We start from the raw sequence: 17,467 nt of genomic DNA, 5'->3' as shown, positions 1-17,467 counted from the left end.
GCTGAAAAACCGGGAAAAACTTTGCCATCCGAATACCCGATCTCTATAGATCAAAGAATGTCTATGTCCTATATGCCCCTTGAGCTTCAGAAAAAATGGCGATCTGTCGCCTTGTTGTCTATTGCGCAAATTTTTGCACTTTCCCTCTGGTTTTCGGCCACAGCGCTTATTCCAGCCTTGAAAGAAGAATTCACCATTGGCGACTTTCATGCGTCTCTTTTTTCAAGCAGTGTTGCAATTGGCTTTGTCATTGGAACCTTTATCAGTGCTCTTTTTTCGATTGCCGACAGATTTCCACCCAAACAGATTTTTACGATCAGCGTCTTAGTCGCCAGCCTATCAAATATCAGCATTCTTCTCCTTGATCCGCTGTCCAACACAGTGATTCTTTTACGGCTGGTAACCGGTGTCAGTATGCTGGGCATTTATCCCATTGGTATGAAGATGATCGCAACCTGGGCCCGAAATGATGCCGGGACACTGGTTGGACTGCTGGTTGGGGCACTCACATTGGGAAGCGCATTGCCTCACCTTTTAAATCTTGTGAATATTGACTGGCTGGACTGGCGTTTCACCCTTGTGGGGAGTTCCAGCCTCGCTTTCTTATCCAGTATCATCATTCAGTTTGTCGATTTGGGACACCCGATTCCAAAAGCGCCTCCGTTCAAAGTCACACTGGCTTTGGAGGGCTGGAAAGACAAAGCCATTCGCTATGCCAATTTTGGATATTTTGGACATATGTGGGAACTCTATGCCATGTGGGCCTGGATCGGAATTTTCCTTCTGGAAAGCTTTCGAACTTCAGGGGAAGAAAACCCAGGCATACTGGCGAATATTTTAACCTTCACGACAATCGGGATCGGCGCTGCGGGTAGTCTGGTCTCTGGCAAGCTGGCCGACCGCTACGGACGAACAACAGTCACAATGGCTGCGATGATGACAAGTGGTAGTTGCGCCCTTCTAATTGGCCTGTTTTTTGGGGCCCACCCAGTATTTCTGACCATTATCTGTGTGATCTGGGGAATTTCTGTTATCGCAGATTCCGCACAATTTTCGACCTGCGTAATCGAATTGAGCCCCCCCAACATGATCGGCACGATGCTGACCATACAAACCTGCACTGGATTTTTAATCAGCCTGGTCACCATTCACTTGATCCCGGTGTTTGTTTCGAATTTCGGGTGGGAGGTCGCCTTCATGTCATTGGCAATCGGACCTTTCCTTGGAACCTATGCAATGGGACGTTTGAGGGGGCATCCAAAAGCCTTGCTGATGGCGGGTGGGCATCGATAGAAATACACTGAAGAGCGCATTTTTCTTTATCGCCCCCTTTTATTTTCTGTTATGCCGGTACCTGATTTCCAATTCCAATGAGAGACCGGTATGAAACATGTCACCCTTTTTCTTGCTCTGACCCTGACGGCTCTGCTCAGCGGCGGACAGGCCGCTTATGCAAAGTCTGACCGGTATATCGGTTACTATTACCCGGCACCACAAAGGATTGAGGTCTATTGCGCGCATGTAAACGCATTGCCCAATGTGGACAAAAAGAAAAGGGTCGGGTTTATTATTGGTATCAAAACCGGCATGTCAAAGCAGCCGTATGCATCGCCCTACTCGGTTTTTGCCAAGGGATCGACATCAGACAAACTACTGGTGGTCTCTAAGCAGGATGGTTATCTGGACACAGTTTATCGTGCGCGGGCACTTCTGGCGGAACTTTCAACAAGCGCCCGAACAACACCCGTTTTTACAAATTCCAGTGCCCCTGAAGAACTGACCTTTCTGGACCTCATCGCCATGCTAGGTTTTGCCTCCGTCACCCTCAGCGACGGAAACGGATTTGCCCACCAGATCCACGTCTTGCCGAACAAATCAAAACAGTGCCAGAAGGCGGATGAATTACAGTAATTAAAGGCGAGAATAGTCAATAGGCTGATGTCGATCCAGTGACTGTGACACCGGCGCCATAGGATATTTCAGTCCTGTGGCGCAATTATACAGGACCACCTGATCAGATCCCAACACGCGCCCGTCCTTCAAAGCCTGCCGATACGCGGCGTAAGTCGCGGCCCCTTCCGGGCACAAAAGAACGCCTTCTGTCTGTGCTACATGCTTCTGCGCTTCCATAATTGCCTCATCTTCAACCGCAATGGCAAATCCCTTACTTTGCCGGACGGCACGAAGGATCATAAAGTCACCGACGGCAACGGGGACCCGAATACCCGCCGCGACTGTATGCGCATTCTCCCAAAGGGGGGCATGCTCCGCCCCGTTTTCCCACGCTTTTACAATCGGAGCGCAGCCTGTTGCTTGAACGGCAACCATTTTAGGACGCTTGGACCCGATCCAGCCGATGGCTTCCAGTTCATCAAATGCTTTCCACATGCCGATAAGGCCAGTTCCGCCGCCTGTAGGATAAAAAATAACATCCGGGAGTCGCCATCCCAATTGCTCTGCCAGTTCCAACCCCATCGTTTTTTTGCCTTCAATCCGATATGGCTCTTTTAACGTGGAGACATCGAACCAGCCTACTGGCTCTTTGCCCTCACCGACGATCTTCCCGCAATCATTAATCAGGCCATTCACCCGGTAGACATCCCCTCCTTGCAACGCAATTTCAGAAATGTTGATTTCCGGCGTATCGTCAGGGCAAAAAATTGTAGTCTGCAATCCTGCACGAGAAGCATAGGCCGCCATCGCGGCACCAGCATTTCCATTGGTTGGCATCGCCAGTCTTTTCAGGCCCAGTTCTTTTGCCATAGCAACCGCCAACGCCAGCCCCCGGGCCTTAAACGATCCAGTCGGCAGCCGCCCTTCATCTTTTATAAGAAGCTCCCCGCCCCCGGCATCCTGATCGGCCAGACGAATAATCGGGGTCATTTCTTCCCCCAAGCGCACAACATTCTCAGACGACCTTACCGGCAAGAACTCACTATATTTCCAAAACCCACCTGTTCGGCGTTCAATGGTGTCTTTATCAATATTCTTACCCAGTGCCTCCAGATCATATTTTACGATAATCGGTTTACCCGCCGACGACAGGCCATGGATTTTGTCGGCCTCAAACCGCTCTCCGGTGTAGGCACATTCCAAATGGGAAACGAACGTTTTATAATCTGATGGGGTTTTCATGATAGTCCTTCTGGAAGTCACGCTATTGGAGGAACTGTCCCACATGTCAATTGGACAATCAAGCGACGCTTCAATTCAATAATGTCTTGACCATCATGCCTGGATACCAGACAGTGCATCAAAACTTGGCAAGCGCCAAAATCTGGCCTTTCTGCACATTATTCTGCAAAAACCGAGAAAAGAATGTCCACACATCTCCATATCTTGACGCTATCTTGTGAAGACAAACCCGGCATCGTGGCCGCGGTTACAACCGAGCTCGCGTCTGCTGGCGCTAATATTACTGAAAGCAACCAGTTTTGGGATCAGCAGACAGGCCATTTTTTCATGCGGATTGCTTTCGCTCTTCCAGTCGGAGTGCCCAAATCAACGATTGAACACGGCTTAAAACCCGTTTTTGATCGATTTCACATGAAAGCCAGCGTCACAGATGCGGAATGCAAACCGAAAATCATCATTATGGTGTCCAGGTTCGATCATGCAATGCTCCACCTGTTATATCAAATCCGAGTTGGCTGGTTGCAGGCAGAGGTTGTTGCCATCGTTTCAAACCACGACGCCAGCAAAGGCACTGCCGAAATCGAAAATATCCCTTTTCATTGCTGGCCCGTCAATGCTGACAATAAGCAGGAACAAGAGCAGAAACTACTGGATTTAGTTCGGGAAACCGGGGCTGACCTTGTGATCCTCGCCCGCTACATGCAAGTTTTAACGGATCATTTATCAACCCGCCTGTTTGGCCGCATCATTAATATACATCATTCATTTCTGCCTAGTTTCAAAGGTGCCAAACCGTATCATCAGGCGCATGAGCGGGGGGTGAAACTTATTGGGGCGACCGCCCACTATGTGACACCCGATCTGGATGAAGGACCAATTATCGAGCAGGAAACTGAGCGCGTAAGTCATGCAATGAGTGCCGACGACTTTGTCGCAACAGGCCGCGATGTTGAAAGCCGCGTTCTGGCGCGCGCGGTCAAGATGCATTTGGAAGCAAGGGTCATGCTAAACGGTCATAAGACAATCGTTTTTAAATAAAAAAAAGCCGGACATCTTTCAATATCCGGCCTTTCGTTTTCGTTAGTCGCGCGCTTTATTGTTCTGATGGGGCTCCGAATTCACCCATCGGCCGCAACTGATCTGTATTTAACATCTGAAGCTGGTTATCTGTAGGATCAAGGGTCCTCCAGACAACCCCGCGATATTCGCGAACACCTGGCGCCGCAATATTCCTGGCCTCGAACGAGGTTTCTGGTGCCAATTGCCTTAAGATTGCTTGCAGTCTGCGCATCCCGGCATTGCTTTCCTGCCCTGCCGCGGGCGAAGGAGAAACCCCGTTAAACTGGACAGCATGGTTCTGTGCCCCCCGATTTCTAAAATATGGAAATGCCAGCGCCTTTTCATCACGGGTCGACATAACGATAGCATTATTGGCCATGGTTGCGATGGCGTGACAGCTTGAGTAAGCTGGCCCTGTATTTTGCAGCGCTGTTTTTCGAAGCGCAGCAATCATCCAGTCATACCCCGCCGCCACAGTTTTCTTACTGTCACGCCGATCGGCAGCTTTGCCCAGCAAAAAATTCCAACCTGTCTCGTCATAGGAAGGATGTTCTCCAAAAGCGAATTTCAGATTGATCAACATCATTTTCCCAAGAATATATACATTCTGACTGGTGTTATAAATTAACTTCGGCTTCCCTTCAGCCTGCTTGCTATACATCGGTTGTTTCAGCTTTCCATAAGGACGCCAGACAGAAATTCGCCGGTTCAACTCTTCAAGTTCGCTCGCCTCCCCCGCAGATAGCCGGACACCTTTTTCCGTTTTTGCGCGCGTTGCTTTCGCCTTTAGTTTCGTCAATCGATCGAAAGAGACACCTAATATTTTTTCACTAAAGGCCGCTCCCAGATTTTCATACCAATCCATGAACAGAACCTGCCCCTTCGGAATAGAAGGCAACCTGCCCACACAGTTTTTACCGCCTGGCTTACCTGGCTCACCACGCATCCCATTCCATTTCAGAATACTCTGTGCGATCGGAGCCAATTCTTCGGGAAGGGTTCCACTTTCCATCAAGCGAGCCAGATACGGACGAAACATATGATAATTAATGTCCAGACGCGTCAGCAGTGTGTTCACATTGGAAGCTTTTTCAATGTCATAATCGCGAACGTTGGAAAGGATATCTTCAATGATTTGAGCTCGGTCCCACGCATACCATGCATCATAATAAAGATCGGAATCCGGCATCAGCAGATACGGTTTATGGTTCCAGCTAACGACAGTCCCGTTGTTGGTTGTTTCATTCTGCACATAATAGTCTGGCGCCTCATTATGCCAACCTTTGAGAGGTGAAACCGGAACAGGCAGACGAACATCCGCATCCCACAAAAGACGGTCGGGGCGGTCTTTCAAATTCTTGAGCACCGTCCCATTCGAATTTACCCGAGGCGGAATCACACCAGCCAGTCGCATGGTTACGGTTCCATCATCAGAGGTTCCGATCAGGTTAAAGTTTGCCCCGACGCCAGTAGCCGCACCCTGCCATTTCTCCATATTCTGTGCGGACGCCAACGCAAGGAAACTCTTAAAGCTGCTGCCTGTCTGCCCCTGCCACGTTACCCGTTTGATATAAGCCACAGCCCGCCCATCAGCACCGACTTCCAGACGACTCACCGGCCAACCCGTACCTTTCACATGATAGGATTTGGACGTGCCGGGGGTTTTCAGCAGACGAAGATCATCCTCCCCGACGAAGGTCGTGTGTCCATCCACTTTTCTATCGGCTCTCACTGGAATGCAGAACATATCGGCCACATCTGAATTGCCGGCTGTAAAGCCTGTTGCAATTTTCCCGTTGTGGCCGGTGAAAGTGGTAAAGGTCCCGGCGAAACTGGTACCGGCATACTGAAAACCACTCCCGCTTTTTAGCTTGAATGGGTAAAAACCGTTCGGATCATAGGCCCCGATTTGAGGTCCATTATACATGACCGATTTCGCTGGCTTGGCTAACCGATCGCCGCTTACAGCCCAAAAGTTACTGGCATTTTGCGCAAAACCGGTTTTGTCCGCCCCTTGATACGCAAAATCATAACTTTCTTTTCCAACACCACCGCCAGCAATTGATGGACAAATTGCGCCCCCCGTTTTCAACAACTCAGAATGTTTTGCCTGACGGTACCCAGCGACGACCGCCCGCGCTTCGCGAAGACTAATGCCGCCCGACTGCTCCAGATTTTTAACTTCAGTAATGGCATGAGGATCTGCCACCCATTTGAAACTATTGAAAATACGCCGTGCTTTTTCTGGTTGCCTGGGATTTTGCCGTTCAAATTCCCGAAGAAGCCCAAGGTTATTTACTTCCTCATTGCGGTTGGAGAATTCATCCATAACGCGGTTCTGAAAGATCTTAAGTATGTCTTCCGCTGTCCATGCAGGTTTCAGAAAATCTGCTTCATCAGAAAATCGCTCAGCAATATAGGCCAGCTCTTGCGGGTTTGCGGACAAGGGCCGACCCCTGAACGTAATTTCTTCACGCGGATTGCAGTTATCCTCCGCAGCAGGTATTTGTTTGAAATTCTGCACGAGAAAGGCATTAATGCCGGCAGCCACACATTCAAGCGCATCGACCGCCCGGCGGGCGTCATCATCCTGCTCATATGCCTGGCGTAACACATCTAATTCACGGCGGATATCTTCCTGCAGATAGGGATAATCAGAAAGATAGGAATTTGCCTTTTCCTTGCCGGCAACAGCTTTTTTTCCCGTCTGCTCTTTATCTTTGGGATACACACCGTTGCTCAAGTAACGAAGTTTGGAGATTTGTATCAGCCGGTCTTCCGCCATTGCATACCCGTATCCAAAAAATGCTTCGCGATCAGTATCCCCCAAAATGTAGGGGACACCGTATACATCTCGGTCAATCACGACCTTCGCTTCAGCGCTTGCAATCTGGAAGCATAAAGCTCCTATCGCTGCGGTCGCCAGCAACGATACTCTAGCGTTTATATTTTTCACGACATTCTCCAGTTTGATGTGTCAGGTTGTGATAAAGACTGACGCCAGCGGAATTTGTGAACAAAAAAACACAAAAAAACCGACCCTTTTAGGGGCCGGTTTTTAAGCCGTTATCTTTTATAAACTACGCTACTCGGATTTCGTTCAAAAAGCCTTCAATGTCGTTTTTAAGGTCTTGGGCCAAACGATCCAAAGAGCCTGAAGCAGCCAGCACCTGTGATGCAGCAGAGCCTGTTTCGCTGGATTTTGCGGAAACTTCGCCGATCTTGGATGACACTTCATTTGTCCCGCTTGACGCTTCCTGCACACTTCTGGAAATCTCGTTTGTTGCAGTATTCTGCTCTTCCACAGCGGATGAAATGGTAACGGTCGAAGCCCTGATGGTTTGGATGACACCGCCAATTTTTTCGATGGCCAAAACGGCACCATCTGTTGCCTGCTGCATACCGGAAATTTGAGATGTGATTTCTTCCGTTGCTTTGGCCGTTTGGGTGGCAAGGCTTTTCACTTCGCTTGCAACAACGGCAAACCCTTTGCCCGCGTCGCCCGCCCGGGCCGCCTCAATCGTTGCATTCAGCGCCAGTAGATTTGTCTGGCCTGCAATATCACTGATCATACTGACAACTTCGCTGATTTTTTTGGCAGCTTCAGCAAGATCTGAAACAGCATCTGTCGTTACTCTTGCTTCATCCACAGCATCTTCAGACACGCTGGTTGCCTGCCCGACCTGGCGGGAAATTTCTCCAATTGACGCCGAAAGCTCCTCAGCCGCTGACGCCACGGTTTGAACATTCGAAGAGGCTTCCTGAGACGCATTGGCCACTTCTGTAGAAAGGCTCATCGTGCCATCTGCGGTTTCAACGAGAGAATTAGCAGTCGCCTGCAATTCTGTTGACGCCCCGGTAAGGGTTCCCATGACTTCAGATACACGATTTTCAAATGTTTGAATAATGGCCGTGATTTTCTCAGTGCGGGCTTCTTTCTCAGCGATTTCCGCACGCTCCCTTTCACGCTCTTCTTCCATTTGCTTTTCTGTACGCTCCCGATCCAAGCGGTCTCGCTCTTCCGCTTTTCTAGCAGCTTCTTCAGCTTCTTTCTCCAGCCGCCGTTGCTCGTTCGCACCGTCTTTAAAAACCTGAAGGGCTCCAGACATGTCACCGATCTCATCCGTCCGATTTTGCTCTGGAACGATTGTCTCCAAATCTCCAGCCGCCAATTTCTTCATTGCGGAGGTGATCGAGGCCAGGGCCGTTGTTATATTTCGGGCGAAAAACACTCCGACCGTTCCTATAATCAACAAAAGCACAACGCACAGGATCATGAACACATTACGCATTTCAACAATGGGTTCTAAATACTCGGTTTCGTCGATTTCTGCGAGAACAGCCCATTTAGTCCCCATAAATTCCAGAGGCCCATAAACTGATTTCACCTGAACACCGCGATAATCTTCGCCAGCCATCACCCCTGTTTTCCCTGCAAGCGCATCTTTTGCCGCAGCCGTTTTGATGGACCGGGTCAAAATCGTGCTTGTTTCTGAAAAACGCGAGTCACTTCGCATCAGAAAATCCTGTCCAACGATGTAACTTTCACCAGTCTCTCCCAAACCTTCTGAAACCTGCATCAAGCTGTTCAGCCGACTAATGGACATTTGGTAAGCCAGGACCCCGACCTGTTTTCCATTATCAAATATCGGACTGGCGATGAAACTTGCAGGTGCATTATTACTGGGCGCATATGGCGCAAAATCTTCAAAAGACTGCTGGTCCGGGTTCGTTTTGTTCAGCGTATTTCTGTAAATATTACCAAGTGAGGATGACTTCCATTTTCCTGAATTCAGATTGGTCGCAAAATCTGCTTCCTTAAAAACGGTGTAGAGAAGGTTACCTTTCAAATCGAACAGGAAAATATCGTAATATTCACGAGTATAGAGGGCCTGCCGGAACCATTGGTGATATTTTTTATGAACGGCACTATAAGCAGAGCCATCTGACGCAAATTCCAGTTTTTCTTTCTCGCCGACCGGATGCTGGTTATCCGTTATATAAGCCCTTTGCAATTGCTCGGCCGGGTTCCCTTCAATTTTCTCCCACCCTGCTTTGAATTCCTTAACAGCCTGAACCACATGCGGATTCGCCGCCGTTATCGATAAATCTTCTCGAATTGAAACGAGATAGTTCTCTAAGGCAGACCGACGGGCATCAAGGACCACTTGCAGTTTCTTCTCAACTTCAGCGTTAACTGCCGATGATCCTTCAAAATACCCGAGGAAACTCAGGCTCAATCCCAGAACCAAAGACGAAGCGATGATTAGTAGCGGTAATTTCTTGGAAATCCGTAAACTGACGACACTCATAATATGTGGCACTCCCGAAAAATGCCTGGGCAAAACAACGTCCAGGATCCTTGTGAAGGCACAATGGTCAAATATGAATATTTACAAGCTCTTAATATTTACAGGTTGTGTTCAAATTCAACCAAAATAAAGAAAAATTACGACCAAATAATTAGTCCAATAACAACTAAAAGTACATTCAATGTAATAAATACAATCGCAAAATAGGGAAGTTAATTTGATAATTTGTCAATTTAACTTCCCAGATCAATATGATTCAATAAAACAACATACAAAAAGCAATATAATGCGATTGATTTAACAATCATTACTTTAAAGCATTTGTTTTATTTTCTGTAAGTACTGTTAAACAGCAGCAACAACAATAATCTCAACGGTATAATCTGGTGTCGCCAGCTTGCTTTCTCCGCATGCGCGGGTTGGTGGATTTTGCGGATCAATCCAACTATCCCAAACTGCGTTCATTTCCTGAAAGTCTGCCATGTCAGCCAACCAGATTGTGGCCTGTAAAAGCTGGGACTTACTGCTTCCCACTTCAGCGAGCAACGCATCGATCTTATCCAAAATGTCTTTTGTTTGGTCCGCGACGCTGGCGCCTGCGGTTCCCACCTGACCCGCGAGATAAACGGTATTGTCGTGAACAACAGCCTGGCTCATCCGGCTTCCTGGGTTAATTCTCTTAATTGTCATTTTCATTCCTCTTTTTAAATTGCCTGAAACAGCGGTTTTGACCGGGCATCATCAAACGACCAACCCAGCGTCTTCTATAAAAGAAGTGCGTTCCATGATTGCCGCCCCGCATGTTGGATCAGGCAGAGTATAGAGGGAAAAGAACCGGGGCAAGAACCGAGTTTTATACAGATTTTACTAACATTGACGCGCCCAACCCGCCAGCAGCGGCGATCGCGGCAATCCCATAGGTACCGGCCGCCTCCTTTTGCATTTCATGCCAAAGCCGAACCATATTTACCGCGCCAGAAGCGCCGATAGGATGCCCCCGAGCCAACGCGCCGCCACCGCGGTTAATGCGATCGCCCTTCATGTTCACAGCCTTTTTAAATTCGATCATTTGTACGGCAAAGGCTTCCATTAACTCGGCGACCGCAACCTTGTCTGGATCAAGCTGATTTGCTTTCAACAGCTCATTCACGGTTAGTGCCATGGCGTTCATCGGCACCATCGGCGAGGCGCCTGTCATTTTATAATCCACTATTTCCAGGACTGTTCCCTGCGGCGAAATATTTTGAATCATGCGTTGACTGACCAGCAACACCGCTGCCGCCGCATCTGCCTCAACCGAAACAGTCGCTGCGTTCAACCCGGTCAGCTTATCTCCGACAATCGGTTGGAGCCTTTGAGATACTTTCTGACTTAGATGTCGGCTAAAGGCGTCCTGCATCACTTCATTAATTGGGACTATTTCACTTGCCAAACAATCTCTGGCCTTCATGGCCTTGGCATGACTTTCAACGGCCCAAGCGATCTGCATTTCCGAAGAAATCCCCTTGATCTCAGCTTCTTTCGCCGATGCCTCCAACATGTCAGGATCCCGGTCCGCCCAAGGTGTGAAAGGCGGTCGATCATAAGGGAGCGGCTCTTCTTCACGTGTTCGAGGGCGGCGCATTCTGAGGGGAGATCGACTATAGCTTTCCGCCCCGCCCGCCAGGACAACATGCGACTTGCCTGATTTGATCTTTTCGTAACCAAGACCGATGCTATCAAGACCACTACAGCATTGAGTATCGATCGTAAGAGCGGGTATCCCGTCTGGCAATCCCGCCTGCAAGCCGATTACCCGAGCAGGGTTTCCCCCGCCATATAACGCATTTCCCATGACCACGAGATCCACCTTTTCAGTATCCATGCCGGCGTCGGCCAAAAGCGCGTTCAGGACCACCGCCCCCAAATCCTTAACCTCTATCGCAGAAAATGCGCCGCCACGCGGGATGACGGCCGTCCGCTTTGCGCCGATCATATAGACCTTATTCACGACATTTCCTTAAGCTGCGACTGCAATAGCGACGAATGCAGGGCCTGAAAATCTGTTTTTCCCGAAGGCGTCTGGGGCCAATTTTCACACAGATAAAAGTGATGGGGGACCGCGTAAGGGGCTAAGTATTTTTGACAAAAGATCCGGATTGAAGAAACCGCCAACCTGTCTTCTGTCAGCTTGAGAACCGCAACAATCCGATGTCCCCGTTTGGCATCTTTTTGGCCAAACACGGCGGCCCGGGATATTTCACTATGTCGCAGAAGTGCCGTTTCGATTTCCTCCGGAAAAATATTTCGGCCTGCGGCATTGATCATTCGGTCGGTTCTGCCCGTTAAATACAAAAATCCCTGTAAATCCAGATAGCCCGCATCCCCAGTAAAAAATCCACGATCGACGGGCGCGTCTAATTTCTGTCCAGCATATCCCATAAACTGAAATGGACTTCTAACCCGAATACGACCGCTCTCCCCAGTTTTCACCGGACATCCCTGATCATCAAGAATGTCGATTTCAACAGGGCCAAAAGCGCGCCCTACGGATCCTGCAGGAGGGCTTTCCGTCTCTTTGGCTACGGTAATATAGCTAAGCTCGGAGCTACCATAGAATTCCGCAAATTGAGACTGGGGGAACAGTTTTTTGAGCCTCCTTTTCAACAGGTCAGAACATTTCTCTCCAGACGAGAGCACCAGACGGACGCTGCTCATTACGAAACCATCAGGCGCCGCATCACATAATGCAAGAAGCTGGGTGGGGACAGCGTAGATCACAGTCGCTTCCTGCTTTTTCAAATCCTGCAGGATCCGATCTGGTCGAAAATGTGAATAAAATAAGCTAGTCGCGCCCTCATACAATCCGCGAATGACAGCATACAAAGGAAGGGAGTGAGAGAATTGACCCAGCGCGGCGATCACATCGAAAGAAGAAAGGCCAAATTCTTCGTTGTCACAGACAAAGCTTTCCAGCCAGGATTGTTCCGAGCGAACAAATCCTTTTGGAAGCCCTGTGGAGCCTGACGTAAAGCCAGTGTAAAAAGCATCGGAAACGTTCGTTCGAACCTCTGTTGCAACCGATTTTTGCGGCTGTTGAACCCGTTCTGTTGTTGAAACAAAAAATCCTGGTTCAATAATCGACAAAGCCGCATTCAACTTTTCTGGCGGCCAAGTAGTATCCATAACTTGAACATTGAGCCTGGCTCTAACGCCCGCCAGAAACCAATATATAAAAGGCAGACCGTTTGGCAGACACAGACACAAGGCCGAACAACCTTTGTTTTGTTGAGACAAAACCGCCAGATGATCCTGAATATTCCGGTCAAGCAATTGCCAGCTAACGGGCTTGCCATCCATGAAAAGTGCGGCTTTACCAGAAAAATCTTCAGTATTTTTGCGTATTCTGCAATCGATCGTTTGCTGGCCGGGGATATCTGAATGAAAAACGGTTATCGCCTCAACCGATTTCCGTTTGGTGGTTAGTTGATTAACAGGATGGTTTTCATCAGCATATCCAAGCGCCATACCGCACAGAACCACTTCATCAGTGCTCAATCCAAGGACCTTTCTGACCACATTGTGATATGAAATAAAACTTGCCTGCGGGCAGGTTGCCAGTCCGCAGGCTTGCGCCGCAATCATCAGATGAGCGAGAAATATTCCCGTATCGAGCCAGCCGCCCTGTTCCATGTTCTTAGGAATTGTAAAGATCATACCCACAGGGGCCCCAAAGAAACCGTAGTTTCTCGCTTGCTCTTCCCTCTTTCTTTTTACATCGCGTGGGCCGATGTCAAGCGCTTCAAACAATGAGCGTGCTGCTTGTTGACGCAAGGCCTGCTGATCTTTTGTAAAATCATTCGGATAGTAAGAATACTGATCTTCCGGCGCCTGTTTTTTATCAAAAAAAGCGGCTTTTAACTCAGTCTCCAACCGCGTTTTAACGGCTCCTTCGACAACATGCACTGTCCAGGGTTGAAGGTTACCGCCACTGGGTGCCCACCGTGCAATATCCAAAAGCGCCTCAATCTTCTCGCGGGAGACGTTTCTATTCAAATATCGACGAACTGATCGCCGTGCGCCAATAACTGTTCGCACATTTTGCCAATTCTGTTCTGTCAGGCCGTCAATCATTTTTCCCTTTGCGATCAATACTGTCAAAAGAGCGCGCGTCCAACGCTTCGGCGATATGCGTCCCCATTTTCAAGGTCCGGATAATTACAGGCATCGCGACCGCAAACAAGCTTCTTTCCAAGCCACGAACCCGCTGAGCCTCTTTGACTTCACGGGTAACATCGGCAATGACGGGAATGAAACGAATGGCGAGCGACAATGCCAGGCTTATTTTCTCAACAGCTAGCCAGCGGGAAAATGGCCTTAACAGGGTTTCCAGAGCGCTGATCATATCAGATGTCCGAGACGTCAAGGTGACAAACCCGGCCGCGAGGATTAAAGCTGCAAACCGAACGCTTATAAACACCGCCATTGACCAGGTATTAATCAACCCCTGAGCCAGAAATAATATCAGCAGCAAAATCATCATTGGTCGCAATTGATCTGACAGCGATTTCAGAGGCAAACGGGCCAAAGGGTAAAGGCTTAGAACCAAGACCAGAGCGACGGTTACGCTCCAGATACTTTCAAAAACGAATACACCCGTGCAAAGCGCCACCAACGCCAGCAGTTTGACACCCGCAGGGCATTTGTGAAAAACGGTATCCCCATGATGATACAGGCTGATCATAGGCCACACAGGGACTGATAATATTTCTTTACCTCTGCAGGTGATCCGTCCGCGACCAGTTTTTGATCATGGATACATAAAACCCGGTCAAAATCATTTAACAAGTCCAGATCATGCGTCACAAGCAATACAGACTGTTCCAATCCTGAAATAACGGACATCAGTCGATTTTTGTTTTTAAGATCCAGAAGCGTTGTTGGCTCATCCATGACCAGATATTGAGGCGCCATAATTAAAACCCCGATCAGGGCTACCATCTGTTTTTCACCGCCGCTTAGCTGATGTGTCAACCGGCTCGCCAGATGGGACAGATCATATTTGTCCAGCTCTTCGTTTATGATCTCGCGGACACGAGTTTTTTCGATCTTCAGGTTCTTCAACCCGAAGGCCAGATCTTCTTCAACCGTTGGATAGACAATTTGGTTTTCGGGATTTTGGAAAACGAACCCAACCTGTCGCCGTACCTGACGGCCTTTTTTCTTAGTGCAAAATCCATTGACTGTTACTGACCCGCTTGACGGTATCTGCAAACCATTTATCAAGCGGGCAAACGTGCTTTTACCCGAACCGTTTAGGCCGATTATGCCAATTCGCTTCTCCGACAACTCAACCTTAAGATCGTCCAGAATGACGCGATCCTGAAGTCTGATAGTGACGTCATTGAAGCAAATCATTTTACTGCCCCGCGCCAATCATCGGGTAATTAAGGGATAGGAACGCCCCACGGCCACAATGATTGCCGTTGAAAGAACAACCTTGACCAAATCACCGGGCACAAACGCAATGGCACCAAAAAATGCTTTCTCGACTGGTATTTTAGCCGCAAAGGCCAACCATGGAATACCGATCGCGTATAGAAGGAATACGCCTCCAAACAGGCAAATAGCTGCCACGAGTACAAAATTCAGTCTGAGCCAGTATTTTTCGATCAGGCTGCCAATCACGAAAGCCGTAATCACCCATCCAAAAAGGAAACCGCCGCTGGGCCCGACAAGGACTCCCCAACCGCCGCGCCCACCGGAAAGAAGAGGCAAGCCAACCCCCACCAGAACAAGGAACAGAACCATAGCCAGCGCGCCCCGCTTCGCCCCCAAAATACCACCAGCAAGCATAAGGCCCATACTTTGCGCCGTAATCGGAACCCCGCCCAGGGCTGGAATATTAATCGGTGGAAAAATTCCCAATGCAGCAGTTAACGCGGCAAAAAGAGCGATATACACGATGTCTTTTGTATTCATAAAACAACAACCTTAAAAAAATATGCCGGGCTTCAGCGTCCACTCAGAAAATAGACGTTGGATGATTAGCGATCAATCGAAGCAAAAATAAGGCTTCCACCCGTTACCCAGAATTGGCCTGTTTGTAAGGGCCGCCCTCCCTGGTGTCCAGAGCAAAAAACCAACTTTCAGGCATACATTATATTTTAGCCAATCGGTTCAACCAGAGGGTACAAAAGCTCAATCTGAAAACTCATTTTCAGATTTTTCCTGTAATTAGTGGTGCCGATATTACCTGCTGTTTCGAAGATCAGTCAAAGTTGTTGTTGGTGTAATTGCTTCCGGATCGGTCTTTATATGAATAAGGGCCGCTTTACCAGATTTTCGAGAACGTTCCAGAGCCGGCAAAAATTCTTCGTTTTTGGCAACGGTTTCTGAATGAGCGCCATAGGCTGTCGCGATCATTGCAAAATCAGGATTTTGCAGGTCTGTTGCGGAAATTCGCGCAGGATACTCTCTTTCCTGATGCATTCGAATGGTTCCATACACACCATTATCAATCAATAACACAATGATTTTCGCACCGAATTGAACGGCTGTACCAAATTCCTGCATTGTCATTTGAAAACAGCCATCTCCGGCCAGACAGACAACCTCACGTTCCGGATACCGCAACTTTCCAGCAACCGCTGCTGGCAAGCCGTAGCCCATGGAACCCGATGTTGGCGCCAATTGTGTCCCGTACTGACGAAATCGCCAAAACCGATGTAACCAGATAGCAAAGTTCCCGGCCCCATTTGTCATGATTGCATCAGACGGCAACATATCCCGAAGCACCTCCATTACGTGCCCCATCTGAGCATCACCCACGGTTTGAGGCAAACTGTCCGTCCAGTTTCGGTATGCTTTATGAGCTGCTTCAGCCGTTTGGTTTGCGGTTTTGACCGCAGGTCGCGCATTCATCGCGCTTAAAAACGTTCCGGGCGTTGCATTGACAGCCACGTCGGGTACATAAATGCGCCCTAGCTCCTCGGCACCACTTAGGATATGGATCAGTTTCTGATTTGGTTTTGGAATGCCAAACAATGAGAAGCCCTGACTTGGGTTTTCCGAGAACCGCGCGCCCAGCAATAAAACCAGATCACTCTCGGCGATACGACTTTTTAAAGCAGGATTGATCCCCAAGCCAACGTCCCCAGCATAATGAGGATGCAAATGATCAAATAATTGCTGACGGCGGAAAGAACAGGCAACGGGCAATCCCCAGTTTTCAGAGAACGTTGTGAGCCCTGCAACGGCTTCTTCGTTCCATCGGCTTCCCCCCACAATAAGTAGTGGGTTCTCCGCCTCAGATAATAACGTTTCTATCGCGACCAAAGACTGCTCCATTGGGGCAGGCTCCGCAACCTCGACATAAGGTCCTGCGGTCACATCAGCCTGCTCAGTAAGCATATCTTCGGGTAAAGCAAGAACAACGGGTCCCGGCCGGCCACTCATGGCAACGTGATAGGCGTGCGACAGTATTTCAGGAATCCTGTCGACATGATCAATTTCTTCGACCCATTTAGCCAAATCGCCAAAGGTCTGACGATAATCCACTTCCTGAAAAGCTTCTCGTCCGCGCATTCGCCTGCCAATTTGTCCGACCAGCAGGATCATCGGAGTACTATCCTGTTTTGCCACATGAACGCCCGATGTTGCATTGGTGGCACCAGGCCCCCGCGTCACGAAACAAATGCCTGGGCGCCCTGTTAATTTACCGTCAGCCTCAGCCATCATCGCGGCTCCGCCTTCCTGACGGGCAACCACAGTGTCGATCTGGCTATCATGCAAAGCATCCAAGACGGCGAGATAACTTTCGCCGGGCACGCAAAAAACGCGTTCCACCCCTTGTGCTTCAAGGCAGTCAACGATTATCTGTCCACCGGTTTTCATGCTGCCAGTTCCTTTATTCTGCAATTTTCGCCAGACGCTGTGAAATGCAGAATAGAACGCTGAGCAAATTTATCAAACAGTCATTT

At 48.9% G+C, this 17,467-nt stretch carries 13 protein-coding genes; 3 read left to right on the top strand and 10 right to left on the bottom strand.

What is annotated here, in order from left to right; genetic code table 11:
- The first annotated feature begins 57 nt into the window (after positions 1-57).
- Entirely contained in the window at positions 58-1,293 is a 1,236-nt protein-coding gene (locus OIR97_RS04400; protein WP_267177790.1) for an MFS transporter, read from the top strand.
- 90 nt (positions 1,294-1,383) lie between these two features.
- On the top strand, positions 1,384-1,911 hold the full coding sequence (locus tag OIR97_RS04395; RefSeq protein WP_169546370.1) for a hypothetical protein: 528 nt from the start codon (positions 1,384-1,386) through the stop codon (positions 1,909-1,911).
- Here OIR97_RS04395 and OIR97_RS04390 read toward each other — a convergent pair whose 3' ends face one another.
- Positions 1,912-3,135, bottom strand: coding sequence for a threonine synthase (locus OIR97_RS04390; protein ID WP_169546371.1), 1,224 nt, complete (start codon positions 3,133-3,135; stop codon positions 1,912-1,914). It abuts the gene before it with no gap.
- 183 nt (positions 3,136-3,318) lie between these two features.
- Here OIR97_RS04390 and purU point away from each other — a divergent pair, with 183 nt between their 5' ends.
- Entirely contained in the window at positions 3,319-4,173 is an 855-nt protein-coding gene (gene purU / locus OIR97_RS04385; RefSeq protein WP_169546372.1) for a formyltetrahydrofolate deformylase, read from the top strand.
- 55 nt (positions 4,174-4,228) lie between these two features.
- Here the strand turns inward: purU and OIR97_RS04380 are convergent, their stop codons facing one another.
- From OIR97_RS04380 to OIR97_RS04340, 9 genes are all read right to left on the bottom strand, one after another.
- Positions 4,229-7,150, bottom strand: coding sequence for a penicillin acylase family protein (locus OIR97_RS04380; RefSeq protein WP_169546373.1), 2,922 nt, complete (start codon positions 7,148-7,150; stop codon positions 4,229-4,231).
- A 124-nt stretch (positions 7,151-7,274) separates the two neighbouring features.
- Positions 7,275-9,506: a methyl-accepting chemotaxis protein gene (locus OIR97_RS04375; protein ID WP_169546374.1), complete on the bottom strand. Its 2,232-nt coding sequence runs from the start codon at positions 9,504-9,506 to the stop codon at positions 7,275-7,277.
- Between the two features lie 345 nt (positions 9,507-9,851).
- The gene (locus tag OIR97_RS04370; protein ID WP_169546375.1) at positions 9,852-10,196 is read right to left on the bottom strand and encodes a RidA family protein; all 345 of its coding nucleotides are present in this window, start codon (positions 10,194-10,196) and stop codon (positions 9,852-9,854) included.
- A gap of 163 nt (positions 10,197-10,359) precedes the next feature.
- A complete protein-coding gene (locus OIR97_RS04365) occupies positions 10,360-11,496 on the bottom strand; it encodes a thiolase family protein (protein WP_169546376.1) in 1,137 nt (378 codons plus the stop codon).
- Positions 11,493-13,646, bottom strand: coding sequence for an AMP-binding protein (locus OIR97_RS04360; protein WP_169546377.1), 2,154 nt, complete (start codon positions 13,644-13,646; stop codon positions 11,493-11,495). The genes OIR97_RS04365 and OIR97_RS04360 overlap by 4 nt, the downstream gene beginning before the upstream one ends.
- Positions 13,612-14,229, bottom strand: coding sequence for an energy-coupling factor transporter transmembrane component T family protein (locus OIR97_RS04355; protein WP_169546378.1), 618 nt, complete (start codon positions 14,227-14,229; stop codon positions 13,612-13,614). Before OIR97_RS04355 ends, OIR97_RS04360 begins: the two co-directional genes overlap by 35 nt.
- The gene (locus OIR97_RS04350; protein WP_169546379.1) at positions 14,226-14,903 is read right to left on the bottom strand and encodes an energy-coupling factor ABC transporter ATP-binding protein; all 678 of its coding nucleotides are present in this window, start codon (positions 14,901-14,903) and stop codon (positions 14,226-14,228) included. The genes OIR97_RS04355 and OIR97_RS04350 overlap by 4 nt, the downstream gene beginning before the upstream one ends.
- An 18-nt stretch (positions 14,904-14,921) precedes the next feature.
- Positions 14,922-15,467, bottom strand: a complete 546-nt coding sequence (locus tag OIR97_RS04345; protein ID WP_169546380.1) for a biotin transporter BioY — start codon at positions 15,465-15,467, stop codon at positions 14,922-14,924.
- 270 nt (positions 15,468-15,737) lie between these two features.
- The gene (locus tag OIR97_RS04340) at positions 15,738-17,381 is read right to left on the bottom strand and encodes a thiamine pyrophosphate-binding protein (RefSeq protein WP_169546381.1); all 1,644 of its coding nucleotides are present in this window, start codon (positions 17,379-17,381) and stop codon (positions 15,738-15,740) included.
- Between the last annotated feature and the right edge of the window lie 86 nt (positions 17,382-17,467).

The organism is Sneathiella aquimaris, assembly GCF_026409565.1.
GTDB classification, from domain to species: Bacteria; Pseudomonadota; Alphaproteobacteria; order Sneathiellales; family Sneathiellaceae; genus Sneathiella; species Sneathiella aquimaris.
The sequence above is the reverse complement of the archived record's forward strand: the minus strand, read 5'-3'. Positions and strand labels throughout refer to the sequence as shown.

Bases quoted from the DNA above. Each gene is read 5' to 3' on its own strand.
- OIR97_RS04400 (WP_267177790.1), top strand. From the start codon at position 58: ATGTCTATGTCCTATATGCCCCTTGAGCTTCAGAAAAAATGGCGATCT.
- OIR97_RS04395 (WP_169546370.1), top strand. From the start codon at position 1,384: ATGAAACATGTCACCCTTTTTCTTGCTCTGACCCTGACGGCTCTGCTC.
- OIR97_RS04390 (WP_169546371.1), bottom strand. From the start codon at position 3,135: ATGAAAACCCCATCAGATTATAAAACGTTCGTTTCCCATTTGGAATGT.
- purU (WP_169546372.1), top strand. From the start codon at position 3,319: ATGTCCACACATCTCCATATCTTGACGCTATCTTGTGAAGACAAACCC.
- OIR97_RS04375 (WP_169546374.1), bottom strand. From the start codon at position 9,506: ATGAGTGTCGTCAGTTTACGGATTTCCAAGAAATTACCGCTACTAATC.
- OIR97_RS04370 (WP_169546375.1), bottom strand. From the start codon at position 10,196: ATGACAATTAAGAGAATTAACCCAGGAAGCCGGATGAGCCAGGCTGTT.
- OIR97_RS04355 (WP_169546378.1), bottom strand. From the start codon at position 14,229: ATGATCAGCCTGTATCATCATGGGGATACCGTTTTTCACAAATGCCCT.
- OIR97_RS04350 (WP_169546379.1), bottom strand. From the start codon at position 14,903: ATGATTTGCTTCAATGACGTCACTATCAGACTTCAGGATCGCGTCATT.
- OIR97_RS04345 (WP_169546380.1), bottom strand. From the start codon at position 15,467: ATGAATACAAAAGACATCGTGTATATCGCTCTTTTTGCCGCGTTAACT.
- OIR97_RS04340 (WP_169546381.1), bottom strand. From the start codon at position 17,381: ATGAAAACCGGTGGACAGATAATCGTTGACTGCCTTGAAGCACAAGGG.